The sequence below is a fragment of the Janthinobacterium rivuli genome, from assembly GCF_009208735.1.
Taxonomy (GTDB): Bacteria; Pseudomonadota; Gammaproteobacteria; order Burkholderiales; family Burkholderiaceae_D; genus Janthinobacterium.
In genome coordinates, this window is the sequence record NZ_WFLJ01000001.1 from 355,244 (window position 1) to 374,246 (window position 19,003).

General features: G+C 64.4%; 11 protein-coding genes. 1 reads left to right on the plus strand and 10 read right to left on the minus strand.

Annotated elements, in window-relative coordinates:
- Window position 1: 1 nt before the first annotated feature.
- The 6 genes from GCN78_RS01675 to GCN78_RS01700 all read right to left on the minus strand — a co-directional run bounded on the left by GCN78_RS01675 (window position 2) and on the right by GCN78_RS01700 (window position 14,084).
- Entirely contained in the window at window positions 2-2,437 is a 2,436-nt protein-coding gene (locus tag GCN78_RS01675; protein WP_152250131.1) for a heavy metal translocating P-type ATPase, read from the minus strand.
- Between the two features lie 105 nt (window positions 2,438-2,542).
- Window positions 2,543-3,298: a FecR family protein gene (locus GCN78_RS01680; RefSeq protein ID WP_226939407.1), complete on the minus strand. Its 756-nt coding sequence runs from the start codon at window positions 3,296-3,298 to the stop codon at window positions 2,543-2,545.
- Window positions 3,267-8,363, minus strand: a complete 5,097-nt coding sequence (locus GCN78_RS01685) for a two-partner secretion domain-containing protein (RefSeq protein WP_152250132.1) — start codon at window positions 8,361-8,363, stop codon at window positions 3,267-3,269. Before GCN78_RS01685 ends, GCN78_RS01680 begins: the two co-directional genes overlap by 32 nt.
- 16 nt (window positions 8,364-8,379) lie before the next feature.
- Window positions 8,380-9,999, minus strand: coding sequence for a ShlB/FhaC/HecB family hemolysin secretion/activation protein (locus GCN78_RS01690; RefSeq protein ID WP_152250133.1), 1,620 nt, complete (start codon window positions 9,997-9,999; stop codon window positions 8,380-8,382).
- Between the two features lie 210 nt (window positions 10,000-10,209).
- A complete protein-coding gene (locus GCN78_RS01695; protein ID WP_226939408.1) occupies window positions 10,210-12,465 on the minus strand; it encodes a CHASE2 domain-containing protein in 2,256 nt (751 codons plus the stop codon).
- Window positions 12,462-14,084 carry a GAF and HD-GYP domain-containing protein gene (locus GCN78_RS01700; protein ID WP_152250134.1) on the minus strand — a complete coding sequence of 541 codons (1,623 nt, stop codon included), beginning with the start codon at window positions 14,082-14,084 and terminating at the stop codon, window positions 12,462-12,464. Before GCN78_RS01700 ends, GCN78_RS01695 begins: the two co-directional genes overlap by 4 nt.
- A 198-nt stretch (window positions 14,085-14,282) precedes the next feature.
- Between GCN78_RS01700 and GCN78_RS01705 the strand changes: the two genes are divergently transcribed.
- Window positions 14,283-15,179, plus strand: a complete 897-nt coding sequence (locus GCN78_RS01705) for an MBL fold metallo-hydrolase (RefSeq protein ID WP_152250135.1) — start codon at window positions 14,283-14,285, stop codon at window positions 15,177-15,179.
- Window positions 15,180-15,225: 46 nt separating this feature from the next.
- Here GCN78_RS01705 and GCN78_RS01710 read toward each other — a convergent pair whose 3' ends face one another.
- The 4 genes from GCN78_RS01710 to rplI all read right to left on the minus strand — a co-directional run bounded on the left by GCN78_RS01710 (window position 15,226) and on the right by rplI (window position 18,986).
- The gene (locus GCN78_RS01710; RefSeq protein WP_152250136.1) at window positions 15,226-16,236 is read right to left on the minus strand and encodes an inorganic phosphate transporter; all 1,011 of its coding nucleotides are present in this window, start codon (window positions 16,234-16,236) and stop codon (window positions 15,226-15,228) included.
- Window positions 16,237-16,278: 42 nt separating this feature from the next.
- Window positions 16,279-16,905: a DUF47 domain-containing protein gene (locus tag GCN78_RS01715; RefSeq protein WP_010400015.1), complete on the minus strand. Its 627-nt coding sequence runs from the start codon at window positions 16,903-16,905 to the stop codon at window positions 16,279-16,281.
- Between the two features lie 94 nt (window positions 16,906-16,999).
- Window positions 17,000-18,385 (minus strand): replicative DNA helicase, encoded by a 1,386-nt coding sequence (locus GCN78_RS01720; RefSeq protein ID WP_034750488.1) that lies wholly within the window; start codon window positions 18,383-18,385, stop codon window positions 17,000-17,002.
- Window positions 18,386-18,530: 145 nt separating this feature from the next.
- Window positions 18,531-18,986, minus strand: a complete 456-nt coding sequence (rplI, locus tag GCN78_RS01725) for a 50S ribosomal protein L9 (protein ID WP_034783456.1) — start codon at window positions 18,984-18,986, stop codon at window positions 18,531-18,533.
- Window positions 18,987-19,003: the final 17 nt, after the last annotated feature.

Genomic DNA, 19,003 nt, shown 5'->3' on the forward strand with positions numbered 1-19,003 from the left:
CTTATTGCTCCTTGGTATGCGTGCCACCTGAATGACTGCGGGCTTTCCAGCGGCGCAGCAACAGGGCATTGCTGATCACGCTGACCGAACTGAAGGCCATCGCCGCGCCCGCCACCATGGGGTTGAGCAAGCCGAAGGCGGCCAGCGGAATGCCGATCAGGTTATAAATGAAGGCCCAGAACAGATTCTGCCGTATCTTGCTGTAGGTGCGGCGCGAGATATCGATGGCGTCCGCCACCAGGGCCGGATCGCCGCGCATCAGCGTGATGCCGGCCGCATGCATGGCCACATCGGTCCCCGTCGACATGGCGATGCCCACGTCGGCTGCCGCCAGCGCCGGCGCATCGTTGATGCCGTCCCCGACCATGGCCACTTTCGCGCCCTCGCCTTTCAGCGCGACAATTTTAGCGGTTTTATCGGCCGGCAGCATTTTCGCCGCCACCGTGTCGATACCCAGCAGCTTGCCGACGGCGTCCGCGCTGCCTTGGTTATCCCCCGTCAACATCACCGTGCGGATACCCAGGCTGTGCAGATGGGCTATGGCCGCCTGCGCATTCGGCTTGACCTGGTCGCTGAAGGCAAACAGGCCCAGCAGTTCCGATCCCGACGCCAGCCACGAGATCGTGTTGCCCGTGTTTTCCAGGGACAGGGCCTGTGCCGCCAGCGGCGCCATATTCACGTTTAACTCCTGCATCAGGCGCGTACTGCCCAGTTTCAGGTCCAGTCCATCGACATTCGCCGCCAGGCCGCGCCCCGGCAAGGCCGACAGACCCGTCGCTGGCAAGGGATCGATGTGGCGCGCGCTGGCAGCATCGAGCACGGCCGTGGCCAGGCTGTGCTCGCTGCCGCGCTGGATGCTGGCCGCCAGTTGCAGCAGCCGCGCATCGTCGATGCCGTGCGCATGCAGGGCCGCCAAGGCAGGTTTGCCCACCGTCAGGGTACCCGTCTTGTCGAACACGACGGTATTGACGGCATGCGCCACTTCCAGCGCTTCCGCATCCTTGATCAGGATGCCGTAGCGGGCGGCCACGCCCGTGCCGGCCATGATGGCCGTCGGCGTGGCCAGGCCCAGCGCGCACGGACAGGCGATGACCAGCACGGCCACGGCATTGATGATGGCGTTCTCCAGCTCGCCCGTGGCGAACCACCAGCCCAGCATGGTCAGCAGCGCCAGCAGCAGCACCACGGGCACGAAAATGGCGCTGACCTTGTCGACCAGATGCTGGATCGGCGCCTTGGCTGCCTGCGCATCTTCCACCAGGCGGATGATGCGCGACAAGGTCGTCTCGCCGCCCACGGCCTGCGTGCGCACCAGCAACAAGCCATCGGCATTGATGGCGCCGCCCGTGACCTTGTCGCCCGGATGCTTATCGACCGGCAAGCTTTCACCGGTGATCAGCGATTCATTGATCTGGCTGGCGCCTTCCACCACCACGCCATCGACGGCCACCCGCTCACCAGGGCGGATGACCACCAGGTCGCCCACTTTGACCTGTTCCACGGGCAAGTCGATCTCGACGCCATCGCGGCGCACGCGGGCCGCTTCCGGACGCAAGACCTGCAGCGCGCGGATGGCCGAGGCCGTTTGGCGCTTGGCGCGGCTTTCCAGCCATTTGCCCAGCAGCACCAGGGTGATGACGACGGCCGAGGCCTCGAAGTACAGGTGCGGCAGCATCTCGCCGGCCGTCAGCCATTGATAGACGGACAAGCCGTACGCGGCGCTCGTACCCAGCGCCACCAGCAGATCCATATTGCCGCTGCCGGCGCGGGCCGCCTTCCAGCCCGCCTTGTAGAAACGCGCGCCAAAGTAAAACTGCACGGGTGTGGCCAGGGCGAACTGCAGAGCGCCGGGCAGCATCAGGTGGATGCCGGCCCACTCGAGCAGCATGGGCAGCATCAGGGGGAAGGCCAGCACGGCCGCGAACGCCACTTTCATGCCGTCGCGGTTGGACGCCGCAGCGGGCGCGCTGGCCTGGCTGGCGGCGGGCACCGTGGCGGCATAGCCAGCCTTGTCGATGGCGGCGATCAGGGTGGCCGCATCGGCCTCGCCCGTCACCTTGATGCGCGCGCTTTCCGTGGCCAGGTTGACGCTGGCGGCCAGCACGCCCGGCACTTTCAGCAAGGCTTTTTCCACCCGGCCCACGCACGAGGCGCACGTCATACCGGCGATATTCAGGTCGATTTCGCGTTGCGCCACGCTGTAGCCGGCCTTTTCCACGGCCGCTTGCAAGGTGGCCAGGGGAATCGGCGTGCTGGACGTGACTTTGGCCATTTCGGTGGCCAGGTTGACGCTGGCCTGGCTCACGCCGGGCACGGCGGCGAGGGCCTTTTCCACGCGGCCCACGCACGAGGCGCAGCTCATGCCTTCGATGGCCAGCGCCTGCGCATGCGCGGCGGCGGGAGGGGAAGTGGCGGGAGCGAGTGCGGCCTGGTTCATGGCAGATCCTGTACGAAAGAGTAACGAATACGGACAGGATCTGCTATCCCATGATGGGAAGGTCAAGCCCTATTTGCACGGTGTGCCGGGCTTGTTTGACGACGCTTAGCGCACGACGCAATCGATGGCGGCCGGCTTGCCGCCGCCTGCCGCGCTGCCCGGGCCCGATGACGACGATGAAAAGACCGGCGGCGGCGTGAACGGGATGCCGGGATTGACAGGCAGCATCACGGGCGGCTGCTTGAAGCTGGGCGTAAAACCGAACTGGCCGGCGGCAAAATTCTGCGTCCCGGCAGGATTGGTCACATGAATCAAGCCATCGAGCACCTGCACATACAGGCCCGGTGCCCTCGTTCCCCCTGGCGGTGGCGTCACCGTTGGCGCCGCCGGTGCCGAGGGCGGCACATAGGTGGCGACAAACGTCGTGCCGCGAATGCCGATGGTGGCGGCCGGCGTCTTCATCTCGAAGCGCTCCTTGTTGCGCTTGCCCAGCAAGCCCGTGACGGAACGCAAGCCCCCCTTGAGCAGACTGAAGATGGCGCGGTCGCCATCGGGCTGCTCGGCCACATAGCTGAATTGCTCGATCACGAAACTGCTGTTCGGCTTCAGGGTGATTTCGCTATTGTCGATCAGCTTGATCAAGGCATAGGTTTCCTTTTCCGTCAGCAAGGTGTCCCCCTGCTCGACTTCGGACTTGATGGCCAGGATTTTCACCTTGCCATCCGCCTTCTTGGCCAACAAGGGACCGCTCAATTGCATGACGGTACCGGCAACCTGCCCGGCCCAGGCGTGCGCGCCCACGCACATCAGGGCCAGCCACAGCAAGGCCTTAATTGCAGTACATTTTTTTAACGGTATCATCGTAGTTGTGTCCTGTGGGTTTGTCTGCAGCATCAGCAACATCCTTGCTGTCTTTTTTCTTGTCGTCAGTCTTGGCCGGCGAGGTAAACGCGAGCGCATCATTGGCACGGTCAGCCTGCTTGATGATACGCAACGCATCGTCGATGGCCGTGTTCAGGCCAGGATTGATGAAGGGCGGATCGATGGTCGTGGCGGGCAGGAAGATGGCATCCGCCATGCTCACCGCGCCATTCGGCGCCAGCAGGGTCACGCCCGTGCGCTGGCGGTTGATGCGCACACCCGACGTCCCCGTGATGCCACCCGTTTTCGCCAGCACGCTCATGCTGGCCGCCGCCGGCAAGGCGACGCTGGCCGTGTCCGCAAAGCGCACGGAGCCTTCCGCGCTGGCGGCAAAATTGCCGCCGCCGAGGACCTTGGCATCGCCTTCGATGCGGATGTCGCCGCCGGCCACCAGGCTGATGTCGCGCGCCGCCGCCAGCTGCGCGCCATTACCCAGCAACACGTCCGTGCTGGCATTGAGGGCGATGTCATTGCCTGCGATCTTGCCGTTGACGGTGACGGGGCTGTGCGCCGTCACGCTGACGTTGCCGCCATGCGCATCGATATCGCCGGCCGTCACGCCCCCCGTGTTGTCGATGGCGATATTGCCCGCGCCAGTGCTCAGCGTTCCCAGGGTCAAGCTGCCCGGCGCCGAGGTATTGTTCAGCGTAATGCCGCCGCCGGCACTATTGTTCGCCGTAAAACTGCCCACCTGGTTGCCAGCATTACCCAGCACGATGCCGTTTTGCGCCTGCGCATCGAGGCTGCCGGCGAGCAGCGCGCCATCCTGGCCGATGGCGCCGTTCAATGCGCTCAAGCGTACTTCGTTCGCCGCCAGGCTGGCGAAGCGCAGATCGCCCGCCGCCTGCGTGATGGCCAGCTGGCCCGCCAGCCGGATGGCGCCGGCCGTCTGATTAAAACTATTGGCGACAAGCAAGTTACCGTTGCCGCTCAGCACGCCGCCGCCTTGCGCATAGCGGTCGGCCGACAGGCTGCCGTTCAGCAACAAGCTGCCGCCATGGATGTCCAGGCCGGCCAGCACGGAGCGGTCCAGCGCGCTGTCACCGAGGCTCAAGCTGCCGCCCGTCAACAGCAAGCCCGTCGCCGAGTTCAGGTTTTTCAGGATGGTGCTGCCGGCCGCCGCGCTGTAGGTGACGATGCCCTGGCTGTTGCCAAAGTCGACAGCCAGCACGTTCGCGCCTTCCGGCACCACGCCGCCGTCCCAGTTGGCCGCGTCGCTCCACAAGCCACTGCCGCTACCGACCCAGGTGGACAATTGTTTTTGCGCGATCGTGGCCTGCGTCGTGCCGCCCGTCGAGGTCAGCTGGTAATTACCCGCATCGGCGCCGCCCAGGCTCAGGTTCGTCACGAATACTGTCTTGCCCGCGCCCGCATTCTTGTCGCTGAAGCTGGCCAGGGCCGACAGGTCCAGGCGGTCACCGGCAACCCGGTCATCGCCGAAACCCAGCGCGGCGCCTGTCGTGCCGTCATAGACCTTGTTGACGCCGTTAAATTGCACGTTGAGGGTGCGCGGCGTGATGGCGAAGGTCGTCGTGCCGCCCAAGGTGATGTCGTACTTGGTCGACCACAGGCCCGTCGCGGCATAGCTGCCCACATTGCGCGCGTTGCTGCCGTAGCCGAGGCTGCCATTCACGCCCGTATCGCCGTCGATCAATCCCACATAGCCGATCGAACCGAGGAAGGCGGCCAGCTGTCCATCGTAAACCTTGCCCGTGGCATTGCCCGAGAGGTTCACTTGCAGCGGTTTCAGGAAAGCCTTCAGCATCGGCGTCGTGTAGCCGTCGTAGATGCGCCACACGCTGCTGAAATTGTAGTCGTTGAAACTGCCTTGCTGCCGCATCTGCGCCGTGCTGCGGCCGATGGAGCGGCCGCCATCGGTCTGCACCAGCGAGGTGTCAGAATTGAAAAAGCCATAGCTGAACGGGGAACCGGCGGACACGCGGCCGGCCACCGCGCCCACGGCCGCATAGCCGTCGCCGCTCACGGCGCCGCTGCTGAAGACATGGCTGACGCTGCCCGTGCTTTCACCGACCAGCCCGCCCATGTTTTCCATGGACAGGATGGGATCGGCAGTGCCGGCCCGGCCCACGGCGCCGCTGGCATAGGCGTCATTGATGCTGCCGCCGTTCAGGCCCACCAGGCCGCCGATGCTGCGCGCGCCACTGACGTTGCCGGTGGCATAGGATTGGCTCAGCGCGCCCTGGTTGTTGCCGACCAGGCCGCCGATCATCTCGCGCGCGCCCGTCACCACGCCGGTGGCGTACGAGGTGGCGATGCTGGCGCCGGACGCGTTCACTCCCGCCAGGCCGCCGATGGCGCCGCCGCCATCGGCATTCACGCCGGTGACGGCGCCGCTGCTGGCCGACAGCGTGATGGCGCCGCCGTTGCTGCCCACCAGGCCGCCGACATTGCGCTGGCCGCTGACGGCCACGCTGCTGTTCACGTTGTCGATCGTGCCGCTGACGACCTCACCCGCCAGCGCGCCCACGTTGGCCCTGCCGGCGACGCTGCCGCCGCTCAGGGTCAGGTTGCGCAAGCTGCCGCCCTGCACGCTGCCGAACAGGCCTGCCGCCGAACCTGGCACCAGGCTGCGATCGATTTTCAAGTTACTGAGCGTAAATCCGCCGCCATCGAAGACGCCGGAAAAACCGCTGCCGCCGCCGGCGATCGGCACAAAACCCTGGCCATTGTTCCAGTTCACGGTGCCGCTGGCGTCGATATTGCCGGCCAGGCGGTAGTTGTTGCCGAGACCCAGGCTGGCGATGCCTTGCAAGCCATAGATATCGGCCAGCAGATAGGGTGTCGCGCCACCGTCGCCGCCGGCCACGCGCAGGAAGCCGGCGCCGCTGCCGATGGTAAAGCTGCGGGCGCTGAATCCTGGCAGGGTCGCCCCGTTTTGCACCCAGATGCCGCCATCCAGCACAAAGCTGCCGTCCACCGTGACGGCAGCCGTGGCCGTGATGGCGGAACCTGAATTGAGGTGCAGATCGCCGGTCCTGGCGAGCGCAGCCGATATCCGCATGCCGCCCGTGTTCGTGCCGTCGCCGATGGTCAGCGACGAGGCGGAGATGCCTGCCAGTTCAACGGTGTTCAAACTCAGGGCCGTACCCGATTTGGTGCCCAGGTCGATGCTGCGCGAACTGCTCAGGGGCTTGATGATGACATTCGCGCCGCCGGCCGAGCCGCCGAAATTGACCTTGCCGTTGATGCCGATATTATCTGCCTGCAAGGTCACCGTCTGGTCGGCGATCCCGCTGCCCAGCAACTGATCCCCGCTACCGGTCAGGTCGATAGCACCGCCCTGGAAATTGCTGATCAAGCTCAGATAGCCGCTGCCGACGTCGACCACGCCGGCGCCACCCACGCTGGCGCCGGAAAGATAAACGCTACCGCCATTGCTGGTGATCGGCGCGGCCAGATTCACATGCGAGCCAACAGCCCCGACGCTGCCGCTGCTGGCATCATTGGCCAATAATGTGATGGCTCCGCCATTGGTGGTGATGGAGGCATTAACGTTGATCGTTTCGCCCGCCTGCGCCGTCAGGCCCACGTCTTGCCGGGTGATGTTGATGGCGCTGTTGAAGTTGATGCGATGCGTTGCCTGCAAGGTGACGTTGCTGCTGGCGCCAGAAATCAGGTCGGCGCCGAGATCGGTGTTGCCGGTGGACGGTGCGTCGGCGAACTGGTCGACTTCGCTCAGTTCGCCGCCGGAACCGGCGACCACGGTGATATCGTAAGGATCGAGCAGCCAGTTGCCGCGCTTGCCGCGCGCCGCGCTGGTATTGACGCGGATGCCGTCGACGGTCAGGGAATGGCCGGACGTTTCCACGAAACCGCCGTCGCCGCCTTGCGCTCCGCCGCGCGCGAAAAGGCTGCCGTGCACCTGCGCCGACTCGTTGCCCCAGGCGATGATCTTGCCGCCGTTGCCATTGCCGATGGCATCGGCGGTGACGCTGGCGTCCTTGCCGACCAGCACTTGCCGCGCATTCTGCACGGCCGCGTTCTTGCCCTGGTAGTCACCGCCCAGCAAGACCGTGCCGCCGCCTGTGGCGCCGCTGGCGTCGATCTTTGCATTACCCAGCAAGCCCACCTGTTCGCCCAGCACCTGGATCTCGCCGCCCTTGCCCGCCGCACCCGTGGCGCTGGTGACGCTGCCCGCCTCGAGCAGCGCCTTGCCGCTGGCCTTGAGCACGATCCTGCCGTTCTCGCCGACGACGGCGCTGTTCGCATTGAGCACGCCGCGCTGGCTGACCAGCGCGCCGGCCATGCCGATGCTGCCGCCCTGGGCGATGATCTGCCCCAGGTTCAGGGCCTGGTCGGCTGGCGCCGAGACCAGCACGCGCAATTGCGGATTGCCGGGGTCGGCCAGCTGCACGCTGCGCCCGGCCGCCAGGATCACTTCGCCGTTCGGCGCCGTGATGAGGCCCGTGTTTTCCACGTTCGGCGCGATCAGCAGCACTTGCCCGCCCTTGCCCGCGTTGATCGTGCCCGCATTGGCGACGCCGCCGGCGATGGCCCCCGCCGTGAACTGGCGCTTGCCGGACAGGAAATCCTCGTTCGTCATGCCCAGGCTCGATGCCACCAGGCCATTCACGTCCACTTTCGCGCCCTGGCCAAAGACGATGCCGTTCGGGTTGATCAGGAAGACCTTGCCGTTCGATTCGAGGCTGCCGAGGATCTTGCTGGGGTCCTGTCCCGTGACGCGGTTGAGCACGGCGCTATTGCCGTTTTGCTGGATGAAGCGCGTGATTTCGCCCGCATGAATGGAAAAGCTCTGCCAGTTGATGATGGTGTTGGGCGTGTTCGTGATCGAGAAGATATTGCCCTGCTGGTTGAACGTCGCCTGTCCATTGACCACCTGCGGCAAGGCGGGGTTGGCTTGCGCGGCGCCGAAACAGCCGGCCAGCAGCAGCGCCAGCGCCGTGCGGCGCAGGGGCGGCGCAAGGGGGGACAAAAATGATGGCGTCAGGATGAAAACGGAGGCGTGCGGGACGTGGTTGTGCATGGTGTTCATCCTGATGCTAGTAGGCCAAGGCGAGGCGGAAATGCAGGCGGTTGGCGCCCCGCTGTCCCGTGTCGCCGCCATTGACGACATGGGCGTAATCGAGTTGCAGATTGGCGTAGCGGCTCAGCAGCAAACGCAGGCCGAGGCCGCCGCTGCTGATGCCTTGCGACGCGCTTTCGCCGGGCAGCGCATGGTTGCGGCGCAGCCAGGCCGTGTCATAGAAGGCCAGCGCGCGGCATTGGTAGCCGAGCGCCTGGCCGCACCAGTTCGGCGTGTACAGTTCCAGGTTCAGGTTGACGCCCGAGTCATTGGCCACTTCGCGCTCGGCAAAGCCGCGCACGGACGCCGCGCCGCCGGCGCCGAACTGCTCGCCCGGCACCAGCGCGTCCGGCGTAACTTGCGCATTGACGAGCGCGCGCCATTGCCAGTCGCCATCCAGCACGCGCCCCGTGCTGGCGCTCAGGCGCACCGTGTTGTAAGCGGCCTTGGCATGCGCGCGCACGCGTTCGAAATCGGCTTGCGCGCCATGTTTGCCGCCAGGGATGTTATGCGCGAAGGTGAGCGCCACGCTGGTCTCGCCCGTGGGCAGCGACCAGGCACCGATGTAGCTGACGCTGAGCGGATGCACGGTGACGTCGGCGCCCAGTTCCATGCCGAACAATTGCACGCTGTTGCGGTAGGCCTTGTAATCGACGCCGTACACGAGCTTGGGTTCGAAATCGCCGCTGCGGGCAAAGTTCTGGTTGTAGCGGATGCCGGCCATGCTGCCCTGGCCGCTGACGGCCAGGTCGAAAATGCCGGCCGAGACGCTGCCCGAATCGACGTTCGAATAGCTGGCGAAAAAATCCATCGAGTCGCCCAGCGCGTACAGCGGCAAGTGGTAGCCGGCGCCATACACGCCCACCTTGTCCGGCTTTTCCAGGCTGCTCGTGTATTGCAGGCTGGCCACGTGGTCGTGGCCGAACAGGTTGGCATGCTGCAGCACCACGCCCACGTGCGTCTTGCCCGTTTGCGCATTGCCCGTATTGTCCACATTGAGCATGGCTTTCCACGGCTTGTCATCGGCCACCGTGACGATGGCGTCGATGGCGCCGGCCGGCTCGTCGGCCTGCAGGCGCACTTCGATCTTGCGCGCCGGGTTTTCATTGGCCAGCTTCAGGCTTTGCGACAGGGCGGGCAAGTTCGGCGTCTCGCCTTCGCGCAAGGACGGCAGGGCGCGCCGCACGTTGGCCTCGTCAACGTGGAGGTTGCCGCTGATGGCAAGCTTGCCCAGCGGTGTTTGCAGCACGTTCAGGCGCACCACGCCGCGCTCCAGTTCCTGCTCGGGCAGTTGCACCTGCACGGCGCTGTAACCGCGCGCGCGGTAAGCCCCTTCCAGCGCCTCGACGGCGCGGGCAATGTCGGAAAAGTCGCGCTGCGCCCCCGTAAAAGGCGCCAGCAAGGCTTGCACCTGCGCGGACGTGAGCAGGGTGTTGCCCTGGACGTCGAAACGGCGAATCTCGAAGCGCGGCACGCCGTCTTCCTGCAGCGCAGGCGCGGCGTCATCGACGGAAACAGTGGCGCCGGCGGCGCCGACGGCGCCGACGGCGAACAGCAGCGCGGAACCCGCAAGCAGGTGCACCAAACGATATGTCATGTGAAGGATTTCTTGTGTAACCGGACAAGCGCGCGGCCCGCAGGCGCCAGCGTGTCCGACAATGGATTGAAGACAAATTTTAGACGGCTTTTAGTTTCCAGTCAGAAATTTCTAACGTTTTCCCCTGATTTTCATCGCAACGCAGCATACATCGTGCCTACATCGATCAAGGATGAGCTATTCAACAACATTATTCTGCTCACCCACAATTTATTTGCCATCCAGTATGGTCACGCCATCCCAGTCGGGCGCCGGCGGCGCGCGGCGGTAAGCGTCCACGCGCGCCGCATACAGCCGGTACAGGCCATCGTCGGGAAAATCCGCCTGCAATTGCCCGATCAGGGCGGCGGCGGCGGGCCAGTCGCGCGCGCGCAGCCGGGCCAGCGCCGCATGCCAGCGTTCCAGCTGCGCCAGCTCGGCGGCCGTCGCATCGGCCAGCAGGCAGCGCGGCTCGAAGATGGCCACCGCCTCCTGCTTGCCCTGCACCCTGACACGATCCAGCTCGCGGTACAGGAATTCGGCGGCCGCCAAGCGCGTGGCCGCGCCCACCACGATGCCCACGCCATAGCGCTTGCTGGCCCCTTCCAGGCGCGCGGCCAGGTTGACGCTGTCGCCCATGACGGTATAGGCGCGGCGGATGCGCGAGCCCATGTCGCCCACATGCATGGGGCCCGTATTGAGGCCGATGCCGATGCGCAGCGCCGGCCAGCCGCGCGCGCAAAACCGCTGGTTCAGCCGCGCCGCGCCGCCCTGCATCAGCAGGGCGCTGGCGACGGCGCGGCTGGCGTGGTCGGCAAAGGCGACGGGCGCGCCCCAGAACGCCATCACGGCGTCGCCGATGTATTTGTCCAGGGTGCCGCCATGGCTGTCGCGGATATCTTCCGACATGGCCGTCAGGTATTCATTGATGTACTCGCGCAGCGCGGCCGGCGCCAGCTGCTCGGAGATGGCCGTGAACCCGCGCACGTCGGCAAACAGCACCGTCAGTTCGCGGTTCTCGCCCTCCATGGTGTAGCGGCGCGGATCGTCGGCCATCTCCGCCACCAGCTCGGGCGCCACATATTCGCCGAAGCGGGCCACCAGCGCGCGGCCCTTGCGCACCTCGAAAAAATAGCCCCACGCCAGGTTGACGATGAACAGCGCGACGATCAGCAACAGCAGCACGGCGCCGCCCAGCACCAGGTCGTGCACGGTGTACAGATACAGATTGATGGCGATGGCGGCCGCCAGCGCGCCCACGGTGGCCAGCATCACGCCGGCCGGCGGCAGCACGACCAAGGCGCCCGCCAGCAGCAGGCCAAACAGCACGATCTGCGCCAGTTCGAGCGCCAGCGCATAGTCGGGCCGCGCCTTGAAACGGCCGTCGAGCATGGACTTGATCAGGTTGGCGTGCACCTCCACCCCTGGATACTCCGCATTCACGGGCGTGGCGCGGATATCGTTCAAGCCGGGCGCCGTGGTGCCCACCAGCACGAGGGCGCCCTTCAGCAGTTCGACCGGTACCGTACCGGCCAGCACGTCGGACGCCGACACATAGCGGAAGGCGCCGCCATCGGGGCCGCCCGCGCCGCGGTACTGCACCGTGGTGGTCAAGGCTTCACCGACGGGTATCGCCAGCGCGCCGCGCGGCGTGAACAGCATCAGGTGTTCGAGTCCGCCGTTGGCCAGTTCGCGCGCCGACAGGGTATCGGCCGTGCTCGTGAAGCGCGGCGCGATGGCGCGCGCCTGCAGGTAGACGGCGACGGTGGCCAGCGACAGCGATGGATAATAACCGTCGCCGATGCGCTGCAACAGGGTCGAGGAACGCACGACGCCGTCGGCATCGGTCAGCGCCGTGAAGATGCCGGCGCCCTGCGCGGCCGCCTGCAGGGGCGCGACATTGGCTTCGTAGCCGCGCGCCACGTAGGCCGTGACGCTGCGCCCGTTCAAGTCGGCGACGGTAAAAGCCGGCTTGGGCAGCACGCCCTTCCTTTGCTGCTCCGACACGCTGTAGCCCAGCACCACGGGCTGGCCGCGCATGGCCTCGGCGAACAGGCCGTCGTAGTCCATGGCCGGGCGCAGTTTTTCCAGTTGCGCCGGCAGGCCGGCCACGCCCGCCAGTTCGCCGCGCGCCAGTCCTTGCAGCACGGCGTAGCCGGAACTGGTGTCCGCTTCGGGAAACGAGATATCGAAGCCCAGCGCGGCGACGCCGTAATGGCCGGTCAGCTGGCGCACCAGGCGCGCCTGGATGTCGCGGCTCCAGGGGAAGCGGCCCACCTTCGCCAGGCTGCGCTCGTCGATGTCGACAATGACGATGCGGCGGTCGAGCTGCGGCGCATCAAGACGCATGCGCCAGTCGCCCAGCATGGAATCAAACCGCGCGATGGTGTCGTTGCCGGCCACGCACAGGACGGCCGCCGCCAAGGTCAGCAGTATGCCCAGCAGCGACCGCGCCCCATGCTTGCGCAGGGCCAGCGACAGCTTCAAGGGGTATAGCCCGGAATGGCCGCCTCGTCGACGGCATCGATCTGGCTCGGATGCAAATGCTTTTCAGCGAAGGTCAGATAGACTTTGCTGCGGATGAAGACGTCGAACAGCTCCGGGTCGATATGCCCGTTCAGGCTGAAATTGCCGAGGATGCGCAGGGATTCGGACAGCGGCTTGCCCTTTTTGTAGGGACGGTCGCGCGCCGTCAGGGCCTCGAAAATGTCGGCGATGGCCATCAGCCGCGCCGGCACCGACATCTGCTCCTTCGTCAGCCCGCGCGGATAGCCCTTGCCATCCATGCGCTCGTGGTGGCCGCCCGCGTATTCCGGCACCTTCTGCAGGTGCTTCGGCCACGGCAGCGCTTCGAGCATGCGGATCGACACGCTGATATGGTTGTTGACGATGGCCCGCTCGGCCGCCGTCAGGGTGCCGGCGCGGATGGTCAGGTTTTCCGTCTCGTCGGCGTCGAGAAACTCGCGCAGTTCGCCATCGGCCGCGCGCCAGCGGCGCCGGGCGATCTGCCGCACGCGCTCCTGGTCGGCCTGCGCCATGCTTTCGCCGCCGATGTTGACGCGCCGGATGAAGTCGCGCTCTTCGCGCAGCGCCGCCTGCTCGAGCTCCAGCGCGCGGGCGATGGCATCCTTCTGCTGCGGCTGCGCCGCCTGCTGGCGCAGGGCCGCGATCTCGGCGTCGCGCAGCAGCACTTCGTAACGCGTGTCGATCAGGGCGATGCGGTCGAAAATGGTTTCCAGCTTGGTGGCCTTGTCGACCACGTGCACGGGCGTGGTGATCTTGCCGCAGTCGTGCAGCAGCCCGGCCAGCCACAGCTGCTTGCGTTCGTTGTCGCTGAGGCGGAAATCGGCCAGCGGTCCGCTGTCCGTCGCATGCGCGGCGTCGGCCAGCAGCATCGTCAGTTCGGGCACGAACTGGCAGTGGCGCCCCGTGTACGGCGACTTTTCATCGATGCCGATATTGATCAGGGTAACGAGCGATTCGAGCAGTTCTTCCAGCTGCGCAATGAGCAATTGATTCGTCAGCGCCACGCCCGCCTGCGCGGCCAGCGCCTCGATGAAGCGCTGGTCGGTGGAGGAAAAGGCGCGCACCTGGCCCGTTTCGCCATCCTTGGCATTGACCAGCTGCAGCACGCCGATCAACTCGCCCTCATGGTCGCTCATGGGCACCGTCAGGATCGATTGCGTGTGGTAGCCGTGGTGGCGGTCAAACTCGCGCATGCCGGAAAAATTGAAGCCCTCGTCGCGGTAGACGTCGGCGACATTCACGCTGCGGCGCAGGTTCGCCGCATACGCGGCCACCGAGGCCAGGTTGGGCTGGCCCGCGCCATCGAACAGGGGCACGCCCGGCAAGCCCATGTCGGCGCCCTGCGCGATGCCCAGGCTGTCATTGACGCTGATGTCGAACGCCAGCTGGCGGCCCTCAAGCGCGGGCCGGTACAGGGTCGCGCCATCGGCGCCGCTCATGCTTTTTGCCAGCAGCACGATGCGCTGCAACAAGGCGCCGATATCGTGCCCCTCGCCGCCCTGGCCGTGGCCGAGCGCGACACTGAGTTCGGTCAATTGCTCCAGTCTGTGGGCGATTTTCTCAGGGTGCAACTGAGGCATGTTGGCGGCAATCAGGTAATGGGCAAGCAATAAAGGGGAAGTCGGCAAGCGCCAGTGTAACGGCGACCCTGCGCACTGTACATTACTTAGTTACAACAAAATGAAATAACTTGCTGTATTGCAACACACACAAATGTTGCCGCCAATCTCATTAATTAGAATAGAATCAACAATAATTACACTGTAACAAGGTACTGAATGAAATTCACGTTCAGGGGCGTGCGTGGCTCCATCCCCTCTCCCGGCCCGCGCACGGCGCGCTATGGCGGCAACACCACCTGCATCGAAGTGCGCACCGACAACGATAGCCTGATCATTCTCGATGCGGGCAGCGGCATCTTCTCGCTGGCGCAGCAACTGCCGCCGGGCGAGCCTGTCGACGCGCACGTCTTCATCACGCACAGCCACTGGGACCATATCCACGGCTTGCCCATGTTTTCGCCCCTGTTCGTGGCCGGCAACCGCATGCGCCTGCACGGCGCGCACGACGCGGCCGCCGGTCGCGGCATCGAGCACGTGATGGCGGTGCAGCTGCAAAACAGCTATTTCCCCGTCAGCGAAGCGGCCATGGCGGCCAGCATCGAGTACCGCACCCTGGCGCCCGGCGACACCGTCGAGGTGGGCGGCGCGCGCGTGCGCGGCGCGGAGATGAACCACCCTGTCGTCAACCTCGGCTACCGCATCGACTGCGGCGGCGCCGCGCTGTTTTTCAGCGGCGACCATGAACCGTTCTACAACCTGCATGCGCCCGGCCATGCCGAGCATGCGGCCTGCGCGTCGCACAACGCGCAGCGCCAGGCCGGCATCGACGCGCTGGTCGCCGGCGTCGACGCGCTGATCATGGATTGCTCCTACACGCGCGAGGAATACCCGGGCAAGCAGGGCTGGGGCCACGGCACCTTCGACGCCGCCTTCGACCTGGCCCTGCGCTGCGGCGCGCGGCGCCTGTACTGCACCCACCACGAACCGACGCGCAGCGACGAGCAGCTCGAAGCCGTGTTTGCCGACGTGATGGGCCGCTACGCGAGCCGCCTCCATGGCTTGCAGGTGTTCCTCGCGTACGAGGGGCTGACGGTGGAACTGGCCGGCGCATAAAAAAAGGGAGCCGCAAGGCTCCCTTTTTACTGGCGTTGGCTATCCATCACATTATATGGTGGCCAATCCACCAGGCCACTGCCGCGACGAAGGCCGACGCGGGAATCGTGAAGATCCAGGCCCAGACGATATTGCCCGCCACGCCCCAGCGCACGGCCGACATCTTTTGTGCCGAGCCGACGCCGACGATGGCGCCCGTGATGGTGTGCGTGGTCGACACGGGAATGCCCAGCGCCGTCGAGACGAACAGGGTGATCGCGCCGCCCGTTTCGGCGCAGAAGCCGCCGACCGGTTTGAGCTTGGTGATCTTCTGACCCATGGTCTTGACGATGCGCCAGCCACCGAACAGGGTGCCGAAGCTGATGGCCGTGTAGCACGAGATGATGACCCACATCGGCGGCATGGCATCGGCCGCGCTGGAGTAGCCGGCGGCGATCAGCAGCATCCAGATGATGCCGATGGTTTTTTGCGCATCGTTGCCGCCGTGGCCCAGGCTATAGGCGGCCGCCGATGCCAGTTGCAAACGGCGAAACCACTTGTCGACCTTGCGCGGCGTCGAACGCACGAAGATCCACGACACGATGAGCATCATGATCGAACCGAACACAAAGCCCAGCACGGGGGCGATGACGATGAAGGCCACGGTTTTCCACAGGCCGGCCGCGACCAGCGCGCCCGTGCCGGACTTGGCGACGGCGGCGCCCACCAGGCCGCCGATCAGGGCGTGCGAGGACGACGAAGGAATGCCGTAGTACCAGGTAAACAAATTCCAGAAGATGGCGCCCATCAGCGCGCCGAAGATCACGTACTGGTCGATCACCGCCGGGTCGATGGTGCCCTTGCCCACCGTGGCGGCCACGGTCAGCTGGTGGAACACGAAAATGGCGACGAAGTTGAACGTGGCGGCCATGGCAACCGCGGTCTGCGGTTTCAATACGCCCGTCGAGACCACCGTGGCGATCGCGTTGGCGGCATCGTGGAAGCCGTTCATGAAGTCAAACAGCAGCGCGAGGACGATCAACAGGCCTAGCACGTAGATGCTGATTTGTATGGTCATTGTAGTTTCTTTTCTGATTCTGGTTCAGGACAGGCCCAACGCTTACGCGTTTTCGACGATGATGCCTTCGATAATATTGGACACATCTTCGCAACGGTCGGTCACGGTTTCCAGAATTTCGTAGATCGCTTTCAGCTTGATCAGGTTGCGCACGTCCGGTTCGTCGCGGAACAGCTTGGACATGGCGGCGCGCATCACGTGGTCGGCGTCCGATTCCAGACGGTCGATCTCTTCGCAGATGGCGACGATCTTGCGCGAGTTGTCCATGTTGTGCAGCATGGCGACGGCGTCGCGCACTTTTTCGGTACAGGCCAGCACCAGTTCGGCCAGGCGCTTGGCTTCCGGCGTGACGGCTTTCAGGTCGTACAGCGAGACGGTTTGCGCCGCATCTTCCAGCAGGTCGAGGATGTCGTCCTGGCGCGTGATCAGCTGATGGATGTCATCGCGGTCGATCGGCGTGATGAAGGTCTTGTGCAGCATTTCCACGGTGGCGTAGGTGACTTTGTCCGCCTGTTTCTCGATGCTTTCGATCGCATGTACGCGGTTTTCCAGGTCGTCGAAATTGGTCATCAGGCCGAGCATCTCTTTGGCGCCCTTGACGCACAATTCCGCGTGCTGGTTAAACAATTCAAAAAACTTGCCCTCAGTGGGCATCAAGCGTCCAAACATGTCATTCTCCGTTAAGCATTGAGTCGTGTTATTTACTACAGAAAGCCGCCCCTTTTGATGAAGGGGCGGCCAATGGAATATCAGTGCTGCTGTGTTAGTCGCCTTGGTAAAGCGCCAGGCCACCACTGTAATTGCCAAATTTGGTGTACTGCCCCATGAAGGTGAGGCGGATGCTGCCGATTGGACCGTTACGTTGTTTACCGATGATAATTTCGGCCGTTCCCTTGTCTGGCGAGTCGGGGTTATACACTTCGTCGCGGTAAATGAACAGGATCACGTCGGCATCCTGCTCGATAGCACCCGATTCGCGCAAGTCGGACATGACAGGACGTTTGTTCGGGCGTTGCTCCAGCGAGCGGTTCAGCTGGGACAGCGCGATCACGGGGCAACCGAGTTCTTTCGCCAGGCCTTTCAAGCCCCGTGAAATCTCGGAAATCTCCGTGGCGCGGTTGTCGCCCGGCGTATTGGCCGACATCAGCTGCAAGTAGTCGACGATGATCAGGCCCAGCTTGCCGCATTGACGCGACAAACGGCGCGAGCGGGCGCGCAATTCGATCGAGTTGAGCGCCGGCGTTTCATCGATGTACAACTGCGCGTCGTTCATCTTCTGGATCGCATTCGTCAGGCGCGGCCAGTCTTCGTCGTTCAGGCGGCCCGTGCGCAGACGGTGCTGGTCGAGCTGTCCGACCGAACCGAGCATACGCATGGCCAGCTGGGCGCCGCCCATCTCCATCGAGAACACGGCCACGGGCAAGCCGCTGTCGATGGCCACGTTTTCGCCGATGTTGACGGAAAACGCCGTCTTGCCCATCGACGGACGGCCCGCCACGATCACCAGGTCGCCCGGCTGCAGACCGGAGGTCATGCGGTCGAGGTCGATGAAACCGGTGGGCACGCCCGTGATTTCACTCTGGTTGTCGCGGCTGTACAGTTCGTCGATGCGCTCGACCACCTGCGTCAGCAGGGGCTGGATGGCGGTCCAGCCCTGGGCGCCGCGCGCGCCTTCTTCGGCGATGGCGAAAATCTTCGATTCGGCCTCGTCAAGCATCTGCTTGACTTCCTTGCCCTGCGGGCTGAAGGCCGTGCCGGAGATATCGTCGGCGACGGTGATGAGCTTGCGCAGCACGCCGCGGTCGCGCACGATCTCGGCGTAACGCCGGATGTTCGCGGCCGATGGCGTGTTTTGCGCCATGGCGTTCAGGTAAGCGAGTCCGCCCACATCATCGGCCTTGCCGAGCTGGGTCAGGGTTTCAAAAACAGTAATGACATCGGCTGGCTTGGAAGCGTTAACCATCTTGACGATTTGCTCGAAGATGATGCGATGGTCATAGCGATAGAAATCCTCCGCATGCATGAAGTCGGCGATGCGGTCATACGCGGCATTGTCGCGCAGCAGACCACCGATAACGGATTGTTCTGCTTCGATCGAATGCGGCGGAATACGGAGGGAATCCAGTTGCGGATCAGAGGGGGCGTTCATGGCGCGAATTATACCCGCTTCGGCGTGCTGGCAAAAATAAAGGGCTGAAATTGAGCGAAAAAAAGGCCACAAAAAAGCCGGGCGAACCCGGCTTTTCATAGTGCTTTACAGTACGGTAGCGCTTGCGGGCCAGGCCCGCAGACGATTACGCGTTCGCGTCTGGAACGACAGCGATCACCACTTCCACGACCACGTCGGTGTGCAGAGCAACCGAAACGTTGTGCTCGCCAACGATCTTCAGCGGGCCGGTAGGCATGCGGATTTGTGCTTTTTCAACAGCAAAACCTTGCTTGGTCAGCGCTTCAGCGATGTCGAAGTTGGTGACGGAACCGAACAGACGGCCATCGACGCCAGCTTTTTGAGCAACTTGAACGGTCAGACCGCTCAGTTTTTCGCCCTGGGCTTGCGATGCAGCCAGTTTGGCAGCAGCAGCTTTTTCCAGTTCGGCGCGCTTGACTTCGAATTCAGCCACAGCGGTTGCCGTGGCACGACGTGCCAGGCGTTGCGGGATCAGGAAGTTACGTGCGTAACCGTCTTTGACTTTGACGACTTCGCCGAGGTTACCGACGTTTACAACTTTTTCTAACAGAATGATTTGCATAGTTCTTCTCCAGGAAT

Coding starts and splice junctions, on each gene's coding strand:
- rplI (WP_034783456.1), bottom strand. CDS start 18,986: ATGCAAATCATTCTGTTAGAAAAAGTTGTAAACGTCGGTAACCTCGGC.
- GCN78_RS01680 (WP_226939407.1), bottom strand. CDS start 3,298: ATGATACCGTTAAAAAAATGTACTGCAATTAAGGCCTTGCTGTGGCTG.
- GCN78_RS01700 (WP_152250134.1), bottom strand. CDS start 14,084: ATGCCTCAGTTGCACCCTGAGAAAATCGCCCACAGACTGGAGCAATTG.
- GCN78_RS01685 (WP_152250132.1), bottom strand. CDS start 8,363: ATGCACAACCACGTCCCGCACGCCTCCGTTTTCATCCTGACGCCATCA.
- GCN78_RS01715 (WP_010400015.1), bottom strand. CDS start 16,905: ATGTTTGGACGCTTGATGCCCACTGAGGGCAAGTTTTTTGAATTGTTT.
- GCN78_RS01710 (WP_152250136.1), bottom strand. CDS start 16,236: ATGACCATACAAATCAGCATCTACGTGCTAGGCCTGTTGATCGTCCTC.
- GCN78_RS01705 (WP_152250135.1), top strand. CDS start 14,283: ATGAAATTCACGTTCAGGGGCGTGCGTGGCTCCATCCCCTCTCCCGGC.
- GCN78_RS01720 (WP_034750488.1), bottom strand. CDS start 18,385: ATGAACGCCCCCTCTGATCCGCAACTGGATTCCCTCCGTATTCCGCCG.
- GCN78_RS01690 (WP_152250133.1), bottom strand. CDS start 9,999: ATGACATATCGTTTGGTGCACCTGCTTGCGGGTTCCGCGCTGCTGTTC.
- GCN78_RS01675 (WP_152250131.1), bottom strand. CDS start 2,437: ATGAACCAGGCCGCACTCGCTCCCGCCACTTCCCCTCCCGCCGCCGCG.